Source organism: Winogradskyella aquimaris (assembly GCF_042676105.1).
Lineage (GTDB): Bacteria > Bacteroidota > Bacteroidia > Flavobacteriales > Flavobacteriaceae > Winogradskyella > Winogradskyella aquimaris.
In genome coordinates this window covers 47,212-65,360 of the sequence record NZ_JBHTJQ010000008.1, presented here as the reverse complement: position 1 = coordinate 65,360, position 18,149 = coordinate 47,212, and the positions used below count along the sequence as shown (strand labels likewise).

12 protein-coding genes and 1 tRNA gene are annotated in these 18,149 nt (G+C 34.9%); 5 read left to right on the top strand and 8 right to left on the bottom strand.

Annotation, left to right across the window (positions count from 1 at the left end):
* The first annotated feature begins 28 nt into the window (after positions 1-28).
* Complete coding sequence (locus ACFQ1K_RS06700) at positions 29-1,591, top strand: NAD(P)H-hydrate dehydratase (protein WP_320556661.1); 1,563 nt, start codon at positions 29-31, stop codon at positions 1,589-1,591.
* A 40-nt stretch (positions 1,592-1,631) separates the two neighbouring features.
* Here the strand turns inward: ACFQ1K_RS06700 and ACFQ1K_RS06695 are convergent, their stop codons facing one another.
* Positions 1,632-2,984, bottom strand: coding sequence for a TlpA family protein disulfide reductase (locus ACFQ1K_RS06695; protein WP_320556662.1), 1,353 nt, complete (start codon positions 2,982-2,984; stop codon positions 1,632-1,634).
* Between the two features lie 124 nt (positions 2,985-3,108).
* Between ACFQ1K_RS06695 and hutH the strand changes: the two genes are divergently transcribed.
* Positions 3,109-4,644: a histidine ammonia-lyase gene (gene hutH / locus ACFQ1K_RS06690; RefSeq protein WP_320556663.1), complete on the top strand. Its 1,536-nt coding sequence runs from the start codon at positions 3,109-3,111 to the stop codon at positions 4,642-4,644.
* A gap of 15 nt (positions 4,645-4,659) precedes the next feature.
* On the opposite strand, the gene ACFQ1K_RS06685 is transcribed toward hutH, so the two are convergent.
* The gene (locus ACFQ1K_RS06685) at positions 4,660-5,031 is read right to left on the bottom strand and encodes a hypothetical protein (protein ID WP_320556664.1); all 372 of its coding nucleotides are present in this window, start codon (positions 5,029-5,031) and stop codon (positions 4,660-4,662) included.
* 82 nt (positions 5,032-5,113) lie between these two features.
* Positions 5,114-7,666, bottom strand: a complete 2,553-nt coding sequence (locus ACFQ1K_RS06680; protein WP_320556665.1) for an ATP-dependent Clp protease ATP-binding subunit — start codon at positions 7,664-7,666, stop codon at positions 5,114-5,116.
* A 262-nt stretch (positions 7,667-7,928) separates the two neighbouring features.
* Here ACFQ1K_RS06680 and gyrA point away from each other — a divergent pair, with 262 nt between their 5' ends.
* Positions 7,929-10,463, top strand: coding sequence for a DNA gyrase subunit A (gyrA, locus tag ACFQ1K_RS06675; protein ID WP_320556666.1), 2,535 nt, complete (start codon positions 7,929-7,931; stop codon positions 10,461-10,463).
* Between the two features lie 28 nt (positions 10,464-10,491).
* Positions 10,492-11,778, top strand: coding sequence for a tetratricopeptide repeat protein (locus ACFQ1K_RS06670; RefSeq protein ID WP_320556667.1), 1,287 nt, complete (start codon positions 10,492-10,494; stop codon positions 11,776-11,778).
* Between the two features lie 52 nt (positions 11,779-11,830).
* On the opposite strand, the gene ACFQ1K_RS06665 is transcribed toward ACFQ1K_RS06670, so the two are convergent.
* Positions 11,831-12,580, bottom strand: a complete 750-nt coding sequence (locus tag ACFQ1K_RS06665) for a C40 family peptidase (RefSeq protein WP_320556668.1) — start codon at positions 12,578-12,580, stop codon at positions 11,831-11,833.
* Positions 12,581-12,589: 9 nt separating this feature from the next.
* A complete protein-coding gene (locus tag ACFQ1K_RS06660; RefSeq protein WP_320556669.1) occupies positions 12,590-13,768 on the bottom strand; it encodes an acetyl-CoA C-acyltransferase in 1,179 nt (392 codons plus the stop codon).
* A 113-nt stretch (positions 13,769-13,881) separates the two neighbouring features.
* Here ACFQ1K_RS06660 and ACFQ1K_RS06655 point away from each other — a divergent pair, with 113 nt between their 5' ends.
* A complete protein-coding gene (locus ACFQ1K_RS06655) occupies positions 13,882-15,924 on the top strand; it encodes an HD family phosphohydrolase (RefSeq protein ID WP_320556670.1) in 2,043 nt (680 codons plus the stop codon).
* Between the two features lie 15 nt (positions 15,925-15,939).
* Here the strand turns inward: ACFQ1K_RS06655 and ACFQ1K_RS06650 are convergent.
* From ACFQ1K_RS06650 to ACFQ1K_RS06640, 3 genes are all read right to left on the bottom strand, one after another.
* Positions 15,940-16,013: transfer RNA gene (locus ACFQ1K_RS06650), tRNA-Pro, on the bottom strand.
* Between the two features lie 186 nt (positions 16,014-16,199).
* On the bottom strand, positions 16,200-16,937 hold the full coding sequence (locus ACFQ1K_RS06645; RefSeq protein WP_320556671.1) for a hypothetical protein: 738 nt from the start codon (positions 16,935-16,937) through the stop codon (positions 16,200-16,202).
* Positions 16,938-17,015: 78 nt separating this feature from the next.
* Entirely contained in the window at positions 17,016-18,068 is a 1,053-nt protein-coding gene (locus ACFQ1K_RS06640) for a response regulator transcription factor (RefSeq protein ID WP_320556672.1), read from the bottom strand.
* Between the last annotated feature and the right edge of the window lie 81 nt (positions 18,069-18,149).

The following is an 18,149-nucleotide window of genomic DNA, read 5'->3' as shown; positions in this document are numbered from 1 at the left end:
TTTACATTCATAATATACAGAATAATCGATGAAAATTTTCTCTAAAGAACAAATATATGAAGGTGATAGGCTTACGACTGAGCGCCAGGATATTTCCTCAACAGATCTTATGGAGCGCGCAGGCACTCAAATTTTTAATTGGATTCATCTACGGATGCAAGGTGCACAAGTCCCTATTCATGTGTTTTGTGGCATTGGTAATAATGGTGGTGATGGATTGGTCTTAGCGAGGCATTTAATTACCCATGGTTACCATGTAATTACCTATATAGTCAATTGTAGCGATAAGCGTTCTAAGGACTTTTTGATTAATTATGATCGGATAAAATCTACAACAAAAGATTGGCCAAAAGTACTAAGTTGTGCGGGTGATTTTTCAGATGTTGTGATCGAAGAAAGAGATATCATAGTCGATGCTGTATTCGGCATAGGCCTTAACCGTCAACCAAATAAATGGGTACAGGAATTGTTTCAGAAATGGAGAGCTTCCAAGGCATTTACCTTGTCTGTAGATATTCCTTCTGGACTTTATACAGACAAAGCCATTGAAGATGAAAATGCCGTGGTATATGCTAATTTCACCCTTAGTTTTCAGTCCCCAAAATTAGTTTTCTTTTTGCCTGAAACTTCCAAATTTACTTTACAGTGGGAAGTTTTGGATATTGGTATGGATCGGGACTATTTAATGCAAACTCAGGCTGAAGCTGAGCTTATTTCAAAATTTGAAGTCTTACCATTATATAAACCACGAGAAAAGTTTTCCCATAAAGGGGATTTTGGACATGCTTTAATAGTTGGTGGAAGCTTTGGCAAAATGGGAGCCGTAAATTTGGCCAGTAGAGCAGCCTTGAGCTCAGGATCAGGCCTGGTAACAGCATTTATTCCAAAATGTGGATACCACAGTATGCAAGCTTCATTTCCAGAGGCCATGGTTATTACAGATAAAGAAGAAGAATGCATAACGAATATTTCATTTGATATAGAACCTAGCGTTGTAGGAATAGGCATAGGAATGGGTACAGCAGATAAAACCATAAAAGCCTTAGAGCTATTTTTAAGAAACAATAAAATTCCACTGGTTATAGATGCAGATGGTTTAAATATCTTATCCAAGAAGAAAGACTTATTAAACCTATTACCAGAACATACCATATTAACCCCACATCCAAAGGAGTTAGAACGGTTAGTAGGAGAGTGGTCAGATGATTTTGATAAACTAAAAAAAGCAAAAGTATTTTCTAAAACTCATAAAGTTATAGTTGTCATCAAGGGTGCAAATACCATTACCGTTTTAGATGATAAACTTTATATCAATACAACAGGAAACCCTGGTATGGCAACCGCTGGAACAGGTGATGTTCTAACGGGTATAATAACAGGTTTGTTAGCACAAGGCTATGAGCCAATTGCTGCCACTATTTTTGGTGTGTATTTACATGGTAAGGCGGCGGATATTGGATTGGAAGACCATGGCTATCAAAGTTTAATAGCGAGTCATTTAATCGAAAACTTATGTAATGCCTACATTGATCTTTTTAGCGAACCAGAACAACAAGAGCAGCCACAACAAGAAGAACAAAGAGAAGAATAAAAAAACCTTCACTAGGAAGGCTTTTTTGTTTTAATTAGGCTTAAATTTTTAACTCTTTAAACATTCTTATCAATTTAGGGTCAGAAGGCCTAGGAGCATCTGCACTTACGATATTCCCTTCTGGATCAATTAAAATAAACCTTGGTATACCTTCAATTGCATAATCTTTTACAAATTGAGAGTTCCAATCATTATCTGCCATTAATTGAATACCACCCAAATCTTTATTCTTTACCATTTCAACCCACGTGTTATGGTCTTTGGCTTTGTCTATGGAAGTACTTACAAAAGCAATATTTTTATCGTGAAATTCTTCTTCAACTTTTTTAAGTGAAGGTATCTCCCTGATACAAGGGCCACACCAAGTTGCCCAAACGTCTACATAAACGTATTTTCCTTTAAGATCTTTTAGGGATGTTGTTCCTCCCTTATGGTTTTCATACTCTACAAACTCTGGGGAAGGCATTCCTTTGGCCAACGTTTTAACTTTATTATACTTTTTGGTTATGTCCTCTTTAAATTTTTCGTTAGATGACATGGCCATTAAGCCTTTATATAACGTTTCGTTGTGTTCATTATTTGGTCCAATGTTATAACGTAAACTATTGGCTAAGTCCTCTTTAAGTTGAGGGAAACCATTGGAATTTATGTCTTTAAAAACTTCTAAAGGGTTATCACTTTTACTGATCTTATTATTATAATAGTTTTGTACCAAACGCTTATAGCTATCTAAAGATGCGTAATCTTCCTGATTGTTGAAATCTATGGAATTAAACTTTTTTATAAAATCTTCAGACGGAGTAAACTCTTCTTTTTTGGCATAATACGAATGGTAAGACCAATAATTTTGTAGGTCCGAAAAATACTCATATTCAATGTTTTTTCTCTCTTGTGTTTTAAATGCTTCAGAAAGACCTGCTGTGTTATTAAGCATTTTTAGCTTATCATTTTTAAGAGCGTTCATTTTAGAAAGAAATTCATCTTCTTCCAATGCAAAAACTTTGGTATAATCCAGGTTTGCATTTTCATTGGCCATATATTTTGCGGCTAAATAGTTGTTGTTTTCAGAGCCTTTTCCGGAATAACTTATGGTTTCGTCAAATTCTTTGGTATTAAGCGTAACTTTAATATCGTAACCAGGTGCTAAAAAAATTGATGAACTTTCTCTTCCATGACTGAAAGTGTAATAACCAGGCTCAACTCTTAAAGTGTCGGAAAAAGAGTTACTTTCATTTAGAGGTAAATCTTTTACTTTTTCTCGGCCATTATAAATGGAGACTACTTGAGCTGTAGGGTTTTCAATTTGACCTGTTAATAATGTGTAGTCCATTTTAGGTTCTTCTTTGCAGGCAAAAATTAATGTGACCATGCAAAGGATAAATAGTTTTTTCATAATTAGGTTTTTGTTGACTTTAAAAATAGGAATTAAAAGGCTAAATACAAGACATACGGATTTATTAACAATTTCTTGAGAAACGAAAAATTATTCCCAATTTTGAAACCATCAAAATAGAATTATGGATAATTATCATCTTATTTCATCCGATGCTTTAGATATTGTAACTATTTACAACATTTTCAAAGACAAAAAGAAATTAAAACTTTCAGAGGAATCTGTTCAAAAAATTAGAGACTGTAAGACTTATCTCGATACTAAATTGGCTAACAATAAAAAACCAATGTATGGTATTAATACCGGTTTTGGTTCTTTGTATAATGTAAAGATATCAGATAGAGATTTAACAAAGTTACAGGAAAATCTAGTGATGTCCCATGCCTGTGGTACTGGGGATCGTGTGCCAGAATCGGTGGTGAAAGTGATGTTGCTCTTAAAAATTCAATCTTTAAGTTATGGGCACAGTGGTGTTCAACTAAAAACGGTAGAACGTCTAATTGACTTTTTTAATCATGATATTTTCCCATTTGTATTTACTCAAGGTTCGCTTGGTGCCTCAGGCGATTTAGCACCTTTGGCACATTTGGCATTGCCCCTTTTAGGAAAAGGGCGCGTGGTTCATGATGGGCAGAATTATGAGGCGTCGGAACTTTTAGAACGATTTAATTGGGAACCAATTAAGTTGGAAGCAAAGGAAGGGTTGGCCTTATTAAATGGCACCCAATTTATGAGTGCATATGGCGTGTATTTATTATTAATGTCTCATAAAACGTCTTATTTAGCAGATATTATTTCAGCGATATCTTTAGACGCATTTGATGGTAGATTGGATCCGTTTCATGATTTGGTTCATGATGTGAGACCACACCCAGGACAACGTAAGGTAGCAAAACGGTTTAATGAACTTTTAGAGGGTAGTGAATTGATTAATAGGGAAAAGGAACATGTCCAAGACCCTTATTCGTTTAGGTGCATCCCACAGGTACATGGTGCAACAAAGGATACTTTGGACTTTGTAGAAAAAGTAATCTTAACCGAAATAAATTCAGTAACGGACAATCCTAATATTTTTTCAGAGGAAGATTTAATTATATCTGGTGGAAATTTCCATGGACAACCTTTGGCACTGGCTTTAGATTATTTAAAAATTGCTATGGCCGAAATTGGTAATATCTCTGAGCGCAGGATCTTTCAATTAGTTTCTGGTTTAAGGGGTTTACCAGCTTTTTTAGTTGATAATCCTGGGTTAAATTCAGGATTCATGATTCCTCAGTATACAGCAGCAAGCATAGTGAGTGCTAACAAGCAATTAGCCTCTCCGGCAAGTATTGATAGTATTGTGTCTAGTAACGGTCAAGAAGACCATGTAAGTATGGGAGCAAATGCAGCGACACAAGCCTACAATTTGATACAGAATGTAGAGCGTGTTATTGCCATAGAGTTGATGAATGCCTCCCAAGCTTTGGAATTTAGAAGACCCATGAAAACGTCACCGCTACTAGAATCCTTTTTAGAGCATTACAGAAGAGTAGTACCTTTTGTAAAAGAAGACGAAGTATTGCACGATGATATTGAAGCATCGATTCAATTTTTGAAGGATGTTGAAATAGAGGTAGAGGAATTGTTTTTAAATAATTATGGTGTTGAAAAACACTAATTTTAAACAATGGCCTTAGCTTTGTTTTAATATTTTTTTTGCCCAAGCAATCGCTTCCTCCAGTTCTGAGAAAATTTCGAATGGTTTTCCAAAAAACATTTGTTCTATTTGGGCATTGACCTTTGCCATATGTGCTTTTGATACAACTGCAAAACCTGCGAGGTTTTTAACTTCAGTTGTTCGCGGATAAATATTAGGATCTACCGAATAAGAATTAATTCTATTGGTTATATAAACAAAAGGTTTGTTAAAATGTTTCTCAATTTTTTTGATTAGAATTTTGTTCAAAGTATAGTCCACATGCTCACCTTCATTGATAACCGATATGACATAATTATCAAAGAAAGAGAGTGTACAAAACTTCAATTTTACAATTGTTTCTTTCATGCTAATACCCTTTCGCTAGGTTTAAGATAAAAAAAAACTCCTTTATATAAAAGGAGTTTTGAAATATTAAATGATAAGGATGCTAAGATTCTGTAGTTTTACTTGAGCTTTTTACTTTAATTTTAAGCTCATCTTTTTTAGTATCTAAATCCATTGTTATGGTGTCTCCTTCCTGAATTTTAGAATTGATAATTTCTTCAGCAAGGGCATCTTCAACATATTTTTGAATTGCTCTATTCAAAGGTCTTGCGCCATATTGTTTATCAAAACCTTTTTCTGCAATATAGTCTTTTGCTTTATCTGTAAGGACAAGCTCATAGCCCAAATCCTTAATTCTTTTTACAAGTTTTACTAATTCAATATCAATAATTTTATTGATGTCTTCCTTCTCTAAAGTATTAAAGACAATAACATCATCAATTCTGTTTAAGAATTCTGGTGCAAAAGCTTTTTTAAGTGCATTCTCAATAACACCCTTAGCATATTCAGATTCTTGAGCTTCTTTGGCTGAAGTGCCAAAACCAACTCCAGTTCCAAAATCCTTAAGTTTTCGGGCGCCAATGTTAGAGGTCATGATAATGATGGTATTTCTAAAATCAATTTTTCTACCTAAACTGTCCGTCAGGTAACCATCATCTAAGACTTGTAACAACATGTTAAAAACGTCAGGGTGAGCCTTTTCAATCTCATCAAGAAGAACTACCGCATAAGGTTTGCGTCTTATCTTCTCGGTAAGCTGTCCACCTTCTTCATAACCAACATATCCTGGAGGTGCACCAATGAGCCTAGATACAGCAAATTTTTCCATGTATTCACTCATATCTATTCGAACTAGGGCATCGTTACTGTCAAACAATTCACTAGCCAAGACTTTTGCTAATTGCGTTTTACCAACACCTGTTTGACCTAAAAAGATAAATGAACCAATTGGTTTATTTGGATCTTTAAGACCAGCTCTGTTACGCTGAATAGCTTTTACAACCTTAGCAACGGCAGGATCTTGTCCGATAACACGTCCTTTAATAAGTTCAGGCAGTTTAGCCAACTTGTTAAGTTCGGTCTGGGCTATTTTATTAACCGGAATACCCGTCATCATGGAAATAACGTCAGCAACATTATCTTCAGTTACAATTTCTCTATGTTGTTTGGTTTCTTCTTCCCATTTCTCTTGGGCTGTAGCTAATTCCTTTTCCAGTCGTTTTTCATCATCTCTCAGCTTGGCAGCTTCTTCATATTTCTGTTTTTTAACAACACTATTTTTGGTTTCCTTTACTTCTTCGAGTTTCTTTTCAAGTTCGATAATCTGTTTGGGAACATCAATATTTGTTATGTGTACACGTGAACCTGCTTCATCCAGAGCATCAATCGCCTTGTCTGGTAAGAAACGCTCAGTCATGTAGCGATTCGTCAGTTTTACACAAGCTTCTATAGCTTCTGGTGTGTAGTCAACATTATGATGTTCTTCGTATTTACCTTTTATGTTATTCAGTATTTCTATAGTTTCCTCTACAGAAGTAGGTTCAACAATTACCTTTTGAAAACGACGTTCTAAAGCGCCGTCCTTTTCAATATATTGTCGGTATTCATCTAAAGTCGTAGCACCAATACATTGAATTTCACCTCTTGCTAAAGCGGGTTTAAACATGTTAGAGGCATCAAGGCTTCCGGTAGCACCACCTGCACCAACAATGGTATGGATTTCATCAATGAAAAGAATAATATCGTCATTCTTTTCTAATTCATTCATAACCGCCTTCATACGTTCTTCAAATTGCCCTCTGTATTTCGTTCCTGCTACTAAACTAGCAAGATCTAAAGTGACTACACGCTTGTTAAATAGGTTACGTGATACTTTACGCTTAACGATTCTTAGGGCTAAGCCTTCTGCGATGGCAGATTTACCTACACCAGGCTCACCGATTAATAAAGGATTGTTCTTTTTACGTCTGCTTAATATTTGAGAAACACGCTGTATTTCTTTTTCTCGACCTACTACAGGGTCCAACTTGCCTTCTTCGGCTAAGATGGTTAAGTCTCTACCAAAGTTGTCTAAAACAGGTGTCTTAGACTTTTTATTTGTTTTACTAGACTGACTTCCTCCAAATGGATTTTGCTTAGCGTCATCATCTTCATTAACATCATCGTCTGAAAAGGACTCGGCTTTAGGTTCGTCTAGGAAATCTTCTTCACTTGTAATCATAGATTTAAATTCGTCTTTAACATTATCGTAATCGACCTTCAACTTATTTAAAAGTTTTGTAGTTGGGTCGTTTTCATTTCTTAGGATGCACAATAATAAATGTGCTGTATTTATTGAGGTACTCTGAAACAACTTAGCTTCTAAAAATGTTGTTTTGAGCGCACGCTCTGCTTGCCTTGTAAGATGCAAGTTTTTCTTTTCGTTGGATGTTGTAGCAATATTTGGATTTGCTGGACTTAAAATCTCGACTTTACGCCTTAAATGATTCAGATCAACCTCCAGTGCACTTAATATATCAATAGCTTTGCCGTTACCGTCTCTTAAAAGCCCTAACATTAAATGTTCAGTGCCTATAAAATCATGACCTAAACGCAAAGCCTCTTCCTTACTAAACGCTATAACATCTTTAACTCTTGGGGAAAAATTATCATCCATAGTAAACTCCTTTCTGCATTAAAAATAGTAAAAACATATTATCTAAATGGCAAAAACCATACCTTAAATAAAATGGTTTAACGAATAGACTAAAAAAGGATTTTAAATCAAAGCAAATTTATTGATACTTATTAACTAAAAAGATATTAAAAATTGTTAATAAAAACTCTTAAAAACAACATTCAATATCGCTTTAAACACTACTGAATTGCGTATATTAGCACGTTTTGAAAACCTAGAAAAAATCTAATAAATTTTATATATGGCAGAAGGAGAAAAACTCATTCCGATTAACATTGAAGATGAAATGAAATCAGCCTACATTGATTACTCAATGTCGGTCATTGTGTCACGTGCTTTACCAGATGTAAGAGATGGCTTAAAACCAGTTCATAGACGTGTACTTTATGGTATGCACGAACTTGGTGTTAGAGCAAATACAGCTCATAAAAAATCAGCCAGAATCGTTGGTGAGGTTCTTGGTAAATATCATCCTCACGGTGACACCTCGGTGTATGATACAATGGTACGTATGGCTCAGGAGTGGAGTTTAAGATATATGCTTATAGATGGTCAAGGTAACTTTGGTTCTGTTGATGGTGATAGCCCAGCAGCGATGCGTTATACTGAAGCTAGAATGCAGAAGATATCTGAAGAAATGTTAGCAGATATCGATAAGGAAACAGTTGACCATAAGTTGAATTTTGATGATACTTTACAAGAACCTACAGTATTACCGACACGTATTCCAGGTTTGTTGGTTAATGGAGCTTCAGGTATAGCAGTTGGTATGGCTACCAATATGCCACCGCACAACCTCACGGAAGTTGTTAATGGAACTATCGCTTACATCGATAACAATAATATTGAAGTAGATGAATTGATGCAGTACATCAAAGCACCAGATTTTCCTACTGGAGGAACTATTTATGGATATGATGGTGTGAAAGAAGCTTTTCATACTGGTCGAGGGAGAATTGTAATGCGCGGTAAAGCCAATATTGAAGAAGTTAACGGCCGTGAATGTATCATTGTAACGGAAATACCATATCAAGTCAATAAAGCAGATATGATAAAGAAAACTGCAGACTTGGTGAACGAAAAAAAGCTTGAGGGTATCTCTACCATTAGAGATGAATCTGACAGAAAAGGAATGCGTATCGTTTATGTGCTTAAGCGTGATGCCATCCCTAATATTGTATTAAATAAATTATATAAGTACACGGCATTACAGTCATCTTTTAGTGTTAATAACATAGCCCTTGTAGAAGGAAGACCACAGCTATTAAATCTAAAAGATCTAATTCATTATTTTGTTGAGCACAGACATGATGTGGTTGTCAGAAGGACTACCTATGAACTTAGAAAGGCTGAGGAACGTGCACATATTTTAGAAGGGTTAATTATTGCTTCAGATAATATTGATGAGGTCATAGCTCTAATTAGGGCATCAGCAAATGCTGATGAGGCTAGGGAAAAGTTAATTGAGCGATTTAAATTAACTGAAATTCAAGCCAAGGCTATCGTAGAGATGCGACTAAGACAATTAACTGGTCTGGAGCAAGACAAGTTAAGAGCTGAGTACGAAGAGTTAATGAAGACCATTGAAGATCTTAAAGACATCCTTGATAAGAAAGAGCGCCGTATGGATATCATCAAGGAAGAGCTTGAAGTTATTAGAGATAAGTATGGTGATGAGCGTCGTTCAACAATAGAATACGCAGGTGGGGACTTAAGTATCGAGGACATGATACCAGATGAAAAAGTTGTAATTACAATTTCACATGCTGGTTACATTAAGCGTACTTCATTAACAGAGTATAAAACACAACATAGAGGTGGTGTGGGCCAAAAAGCATCAACAACACGAAACGAAGACTTCTTGGAGCATTTGTTCGTAGGGACAAACCATCAATATATGTTATTCTTTACTCAAAAGGGTAAATGTTTCTGGATGCGTGTTTATGAAATACCAGAAGGATCAAAAACATCCAAAGGAAGGGCTATTCAGAATCTAATTAATATCGAGCAAGACGATAAAGTAATGGCTTTTATTTGTACCCAGGATCTTAAAGATGAAGATTACATAAACAGTCATTATGTCATTATGGCAACGAAAAAAGGTCAGGTTAAGAAAACTTCTCTCGAACAATATTCTAGACCTCGAACTAATGGAATTAATGCCATAACCATAAAAGAGGATGATGAATTGCTAGAAGCAAAACTTACCACAGGTGAAAGCCAAGTGATGCTAGCCTTAAAGTCTGGAAAAGCTATCCGTTTCGAAGAGGCTAAAACTAGACCAATGGGTAGAAATGCTTCTGGTGTGAGAGGTATTACACTCGCTAACGACAAGGATGAAGTTATTGGTATGATTGCTGTAGATGATATGAAGAGTAATATCCTCGTTGTTTCAGAAAATGGGTACGGAAAACGCTCAAGCTTAGATGATTATCGAATCACAAATAGAGGTGGTAAAGGTGTAAAAACCATTTCAATTACAGAAAAAACAGGTAACTTGGTGTCTATAAAAAATGTGACTGACGATGATGATTTGATGATTATCAATAAATCAGGTATTGCCATAAGAATGGAAGTTGCTGACTTACGTGTAATGGGTAGAGCGACCCAAGGTGTAAAACTTATAAATCTCAAAGGAAATGATTCAATTGCTGCAGTAGCAAAGGTCATGAAAGATGATGAAGAAAATTCAGATGAGATAGAAGGTCAAGTCACTGAGAATTCTACTAAAAATGAAGATGGCACGGCTATTGATAATAATGAAACAGAAAACTAAAATTAACAACATAAACATTTATTACAACATGAAAAAATTAATGACATTAGTGCTAATTTTCACCGTTGCAACAATGTCTTTTGCTCAGAAAAATGAAGTAAAGGCTATTGAAAAAGCACTTAAAAATTCAAATTATGCCGATGCTAAATCTGCAGTATCAGTTGCTGAAGGTTTAATGGGCAACATGGATGATAAGTTGAAAGCTAAGTTCTTATTCTTAAAAGCACAAACGCTTTATGCAGGTGGTGCAGCATCAGATGCCGATATGAATAAAGTTGTCGAAACTTTAAACGAATTGAAAACTCATGAATCGGCCATTGGTAAATTACGTTATACTGAAGATGCTAATGAAATGAAGACTGAGATTTATAATTCATTTTTAAATAAAGCCAATGAGGCCTTTAAAAAGAATAATGTAGGTGTTGCTTCTAAAGCTTATGCCAATATTTATAAAATCTCACCAAAAGACACCATATATTTATATAATGCAGCTCTTCTAGCCGCACAAAATAACGACTATGAAACGTCCCTAAAGCACTTTATTAAGCTTAAGGATTTAGGTTTTACCGGTATCAAAATGAACTATATCGCAACCAATAAAGAGACTGGTGGAGAAGAGTTTTTTCCTGAAGAAGCGAATAGGGATTTTGCAGTTAAGACGTTAAAAACTCATATTAAGCCAGTCGATAGAAAGGAAGAATCTAAACGTGCTAATATCGTAAAGAATATAGCCTTTATCTACGTTTCACAAGGTGATAACGAGAAGGCTTTAGCGGCTATCAATGATGCTAGAAATGAGTTTCCGGATGATAACAACTTAATTTTAACTGAAGCAACCATTCAAATTAAAGTTGGAAACAATGATAAGGCTTTTGAATTATTTAAAGAAGCGCTTAAAAGGGATCCAAATAATCCAGACTTAAATTACAATGTTGGTATCACTGCTATGGAAGCAGAGCAATATGACGTTGCTAAGAAAGCCTTTGAACAAACCCTCAAGCTTAAACCAGACTATGCCAATGCTGCTTTAAACTTGTCGTTTTTAGAAGTAAACAAAGGTAATATGATGAATGATGAGATGAATGAGCTCGGTAATTCTGCTGCTGACAACAAGCGCTATGAGGAATTAAAAGCTCAAAAAAGTGAGCTGTTTAAAACAGGAGCTGAAATTTTGGAACAATTTGCAGCGAATAATCCAGGTCTAAAGAATGCTGATATCTATAATCAGTTAGCAAATATTTATAGTGCATTAGGTGAGATGGATAAATTTAAGGCCAATAAGGAAAAAGCCAAAGCTATTGAAGCAGGCAACTAAGTCCTAAACTGAATTAAAAAAAAAATGCGACTCTTTGGTAGTCGCATTTTTTTTAAATAATTTTTTTAATGACCCTAAGTCTGTGTGTATGCATTTTTTTGTCAATATTGTAAATGCCACTGTGATCTAAACGATCAATCCTTACTTTCCCATGTGCATGAATGATGTAATTGTCTTTCATAATAATGCCAACATGAATGATGTTTCCCTCAGCATTGTCAAAAAAGGCTAGGTCTCCAGGTTCACTTTCCTCAATAAAACTTAAAGCTACACCTTGAGTGGCTTGTTGTGAAGCATCACGTAATAAATGATATCCGTTGAGTTTATATACCATTTGTGTAAAACCAGAACAGTCAATTCCAAAGGGAGACTTTCCACCCCACAAATAGGGTGTGTTTAGGTATAAAAAGGACGTATCTATAATATTGGATTTATCGCTTTTTTCAGTAATCCTTTGACCTTCGTACTTTTGTTTTGTGAGGCTTAAGCAATTCAGGTCAGAACCTAATGGAATAGGATACAGACTATTATCCAAATCCGATACATATTGAATTAAATCTTTTGAAATATTGAGACCCGATTCTGATAAGCGATTATAATCACTTTCCTCAATTTCAATATATTGCTTATTGTCAACCCACCCCTCATAATTATCAAATGCAAAACGTATACGACTCCATTTTTTTCGCTGCTCAAGTACTTTAAAAAAGTCTCCAAACAATGCCTGAGTCACCATCTCAGAGATGTCGCTAGGTTCTAATCTTATAGGTACAATCCCGAGATTGCAGACTCCGTATTGCATAGAAGAAATTTAAGGGCGTTCTAAAACCATTGCAGAAGCACCACCACCACCGTTACAAATGGCAGCCGCACCAATTTTAGCATTATTTTGGTGTAATACGTTTATAAGTGTTACAAGAATTCTTGCACCAGAACAACCCAATGGATGACCTAATGAAACTGCACCACCATTTATATTTACCTTGTCATCAGATAAGCCTAAGATTTGCATATTTGCCAAACCAACGACTGAGAAGGCTTCATTAAACTCAAAATAGTCTACATCACCCAATTCTATATTGGCTTTTGCAAGCGCTTTAGGCAATGCTTTTGCTGGAGCGGTTGTAAACCACTGTGGTTCTTGAGCAGCATCTGCGTAGCTTTTTATGGCAGCAAGAGGCTTTAGGCCCAATTCATCCGCTTTCTCTTTACTCATTAAAACTAGGGCAGCAGCACCATCATTTATGGTCGATGCATTGGCAGCTGTGACGGTTCCATCTTTTGTGAATGCAGGACGTAGAGCAGGAATTTTTTCCATCTTTACGTTGGTGTATTCTTCATCTTTACCAACAATCAGTGCGTCACCACGACGTTGTGGAACTTCCACAGGAACAACCTCATCTTCAAATCTCCCATTTTCCCAGGCAGCTTTTGAACGCTCATATGACTGGATAGCGAAAGCATCCTGATCCTCTCTAGTAAATTTATATTCTACAGCGCAGGCATCAGCACACACACCCATGGCATTGTTATCATATGCATCAACTAGACCATCCTTTTGCATACCGTCTTCTAATGTTGCTGGTCCAAACTTAGTCGCACTTCTTGCATGATAGTAGTGCGGTATTAAGCTCATGTTTTCCATTCCCCCAGCAACTACGATATCGGCATCACCTAGACTAATGGCCTGTGCAGCTTGCATTACGGCTTTCATACCCGAAGAGCAAACTTTATTTATGGTTGTACAAGGAACAGTATTTGGAATACCTGCATATATTGCTGCTTGCCTTGCAGGAGCTTGACCAGTACCAGCTTGTACTACATTGCCCATTAGTACTTCATCTATCATTTCTGGCTTTAGGTTTATTTTGTCCAATGCGCCTTTTATAGCAACAGCGCCAAGCTTTGGAGCTGGTACACTAGATAAACTTCCTAAAAAACTTCCTATTGGTGTTCTAACGGCAGATACAATAACTACGTCCTTGTTCATTATTATTTAGTTTATAATTTATTGCTGCGAAATTAATGATTTTTTGAGATATTTAGGAATGTATTGTCGATTATAGAGTTTTAAAATCCTAATATTTGTTACATTTGATTTGTATGAAGAAGCTTCTCAATAAATGGTACAAAAATCATGCATTAGTATATAAAATACTATTGTTCTTGGTTACCACCTTATTTATCGTTTATCTATTTCCTAAAACGGGTAAGTTTAAATATTCATTTGAAAAAGGAAAACCTTGGCAATCAGAAAACCTTTATGCGCCATTTAATTTCGCTATACAAAAGACCCAAGAAGAAATCAATGAAGAACAGATTGAGATTGAAAATAATGCTTCGGTTTATTTTAATATAGATCTTGAAGTACCCAAGGAGGTTAAATTAGGTTATTCAGAGAAATTCAATGAAGTTTTCAATGACTCTACATCAGGTAAAAGAACTTTATTTAAAAAAGGATCAGATGTAATTGAGGTGTTGTATGAAAACGGAATTTTAGATTCTGATTATCCATATTCTAACGATAAACCTGCTACTTTGGTTGCTTCAAATACTGTAGAAAAAAGACTAGAGTATCAAAATTTAATAGAGATCAATCAGCTACCTGAAAGACTGGAGGCTTTTTTTGATCAATCCATGTCATCTGAAAATAAAAATAAGATGATATCCCTCTTTTTCGATATTATAAAACCCAATGTTACCCTAAATGAATCATTAACCAAAAAAACTTTAGAAGAGGAACTTTCTAAGGTATCCTTAACGCGTGGAAGTATTGAAAAGGAACAGTTGATTATTTCTAAAGGTCAGGTGGTGGAAGATGAAGAGTACAACATACTTAAATCCCTAAAATCTGAATACGAATCACAGGTTTGGAATACAGCCAACTACAACTGGGTTTTGGTTGCTTATACGTTGTTAGTGGCCTTAGCACTATTGATGTTATTACTGTTTCTACAAAAATATCGTCTAGAAGTTTATCAAAACAATACCAAGGTAACATTTATATTCTTCAATATTACCCTAATGATATTTCTAACCACCTTGGTAATCAATTACAACTCTCAATACATATATGTTGTACCATTATGTATTTTGCCATTGGTTTTAAAAGCCTTTTTTGATGCTAGGTTAGGACTGTTTGCTCATGTTTTGACAGTGCTGCTGTTGGGCTTTATAGTTCCCAATAGTTATGAGTATATGTTTCTTCAAATCATTGCTGGAATTGTTACCATACTAACCGTCTCTGAGTTATATAAACGTGCTAATTTATTTATATCAGTAGGTCAAATTACGTTGATATATATCATAGCCTATTTTGCTTTTTTTGTAATTCACGAAGGGCAAATAACGACTTTGAAATGGGATACATTCGGTTTGTTTATCCTTTGTGGTTTGGCAACGCTATTCGTTCAACCTTTGATTTATATTTATGAAAAGATATTCGGATTGGTTTCTGATGTGTCGCTTTTAGAATTATCAGATACCAATACCAAACTATTAAAAGAGCTGTCTAATAAAGCACCAGGAACATTCCATCATTCATTAAATGTTGCGAATCTTGCGGAAGCTTCGGCAAATGAAATAGGCGCAAATGCGATGCTCGTTAGGGTAGGAGCATTGTATCACGATATTGGTAAAATGAAGAATCCAACCTATTTTACCGAAAACCAAAGTAATGGTCTTAATCCACATGATGAGCTTTCCAGTAAGGAAAGTGCAATGGTCATTATTGATCATGTGTTAAATGGAATTGAAATCGCAAAAAAACACAATTTACCAGACCGAGTCATCGATTTTATAAGAACGCATCACGGTACGAGCCTTGTATATTATTTTTACATGAAAGAGAAAGCAGACAATGAAGATGTTAATACTGAAGATTTTTCTTATCCTGGACCTAAACCATTTAGTAAGGAAACAGCAATCCTAATGATGTGTGATAGTGTTGAAGCTGCTTCAAAAAGTTTAAAAGAACCAACCACTACAAAGATTAATGATTTTGTAGAGAATATTGTGAACAAACAAATGGAAACGGGTCAGTTCTTAAATGCAAACATAACCTTTAAGGAAATCGAAGCCATCAAAAAGGTGCTAAAGCATAAACTGGCGAACATCTATCATTTAAGAATAGAATATCCTGAATAATTAAATTGAAAAAAGTCGGGATGACTGGATTTGAACCAGCGACCCCTAGCACCCCATGCTAGTACGCTACCAGACTGCGCTACATCCCGATTTAGAAATGATATTAAATCCTAAACTCTAATACTTTCATCCATCTTTTGGTAATTAACTTCTATAGATTTTAAAGTCAAGCCAAAATGAATTTTATATTCCATTATTAAATCAAAATTAAAAATTTTTGGAAATAAAAAAATACACTACTCCTCTTTACTTAATATTTTTATGTCGAGGACATATTATTCAGTATCATCAGTGAAAAACTGTACTACATCTTCTCGTTTTAAAATGGTATCTTTTAAGAAATCATAGATCTCTTCATTATTAACGATTTTTCCTTCAATTTGCAGTGACCTTAGTGAGCCATCTTTTTGTGGCTCTATAAGAATGATAGCACCATACTCAAGATGAAACAGTCTCATATTTACAATAGCAAAACTACCTTTATCTGGTGTAGTGAATGTAACAAAATCAATTGTACTGGTTTTTGTCGTAATAGAGCCCTCACCACCATAATCAGGATGATTTCGTGATAGGAATAATGACTTGCTGGGTACAAAGTTATTTGAGTCTAAACTGTCTGCAACCGTAATAATTGTGAAAAAGACTCGATTTTTATTCTTTTCCTCATAAAAAGGGCTATCACCTATAAAGAAGCTATTAAAAACAACTTCTTTATCTTTAACCATAAGTTTATAATCATCTAAGGATCTTGCTTGGGCATTACCAATTAATCCGCCACCTTTATAAGGTCCAAGTTCATCATAATTAGGAACAGGGTAAGCGCCAAAGGTTATGGGGAAGTTATTATTTTGTGATATAACATCACCTTCCAAACGCCCCATGTCCCAAAGGTCAGAATTACTAATATTCTCAATTTGTTGTTGACGTAAGTCTTCAAGGTTCTTAAATTCCTTTTCTTGTGAAAAACCTAAAAGTGAACTTAAGAGAATTATTGTTAAAAATTTTATTTTCATGGTTTATACATTTTATGTTTTAGCAAATGTATATACCAGATGATGCTACTTAATTATAAATAAGGGCTGAAATAGGGACTAGTCCCTAGTATGATTTTTAAGTTTATCTATAAATTCCTGTCTATTGTTCACCTCTAATTTTGCGTAGATATTTCTAATATGAGTTTTAACCGTGCTAAGGGAAACAAAGAGTTCTGTGGCTATTTCTTTATTGGTTTTGTCCTGTACAATAAGATCCGCGATACGCTCTTCTTGATTGGTTAGATTAATATTTTCTTGGGGCGGCTTCTCGTTCATTTTACGCTTAAGCTTCAACAATAAAAAGATGACAGTAATCAATAATAACAAACAAATACCACCTGATATAATAGTTAATCGTTTATAGAATTCTAAATCATGCTGTGTTTGATTTTTTGAGAGATCAATCATAAGATCTTTAAACTGAAGTGCGTAACTTGAATTATTATAATAACCATTTAGGCCATCCTGAAGCTTTAAATAAAACTCATGATCACTTTTATAATCTTCTTTAAGTACATTTTCTTGCACACCAGAAATTAAAATCAAAGTTACTAATGGATGTACTTCTTTGTTTTTGGCATAAGACTTCAGTTCCGAAAGGATTTGTGCTGATGATTTTTTTCTTAAATTGAAATCAGTCGTTGATGTCAGTTCTTGATTTAGTCGATAGACATAGTTACTGAATTCTTGCCATTCTTTATCAACAGGGTTGGTGTTGGTATTGGTTGAAAACCAGTATTTTTTATTTTTCTCAAATACAATGGTATCGTTATTAGAAAACACAAAATTGTGCATATTCTTGATATCTTCATTATGTGCCATTTGCATCGGACTTTCATCTTCAATAACCCTTGAGTGAATACGGTACAGTCCATGCTTTTCAGAAAGTAACTTTCCTTCAAAAGAAAAATAACCCAAACTGTCTGTTAAAGTAGAGGTAAGAATTTGATCCAAATAGATTGTGTTTTCTTCATCATACTTTAAGAGACTTAAATAGACTCTTTTATTTTTTTCGGGTGTATCTAGATAACCTGAAATAGAATATTGCCCAAAACAAAATTGTCCAGCTGTAAATAATAAAAATCCAAAAATGAATAAGATGCGTTTCATACCTGCAATTCAAAAGTAAAGAATTTCAAGTAGTATTCAAATGTAAAATGTGACTAACAACTTCAGTTATTAGCCACATTT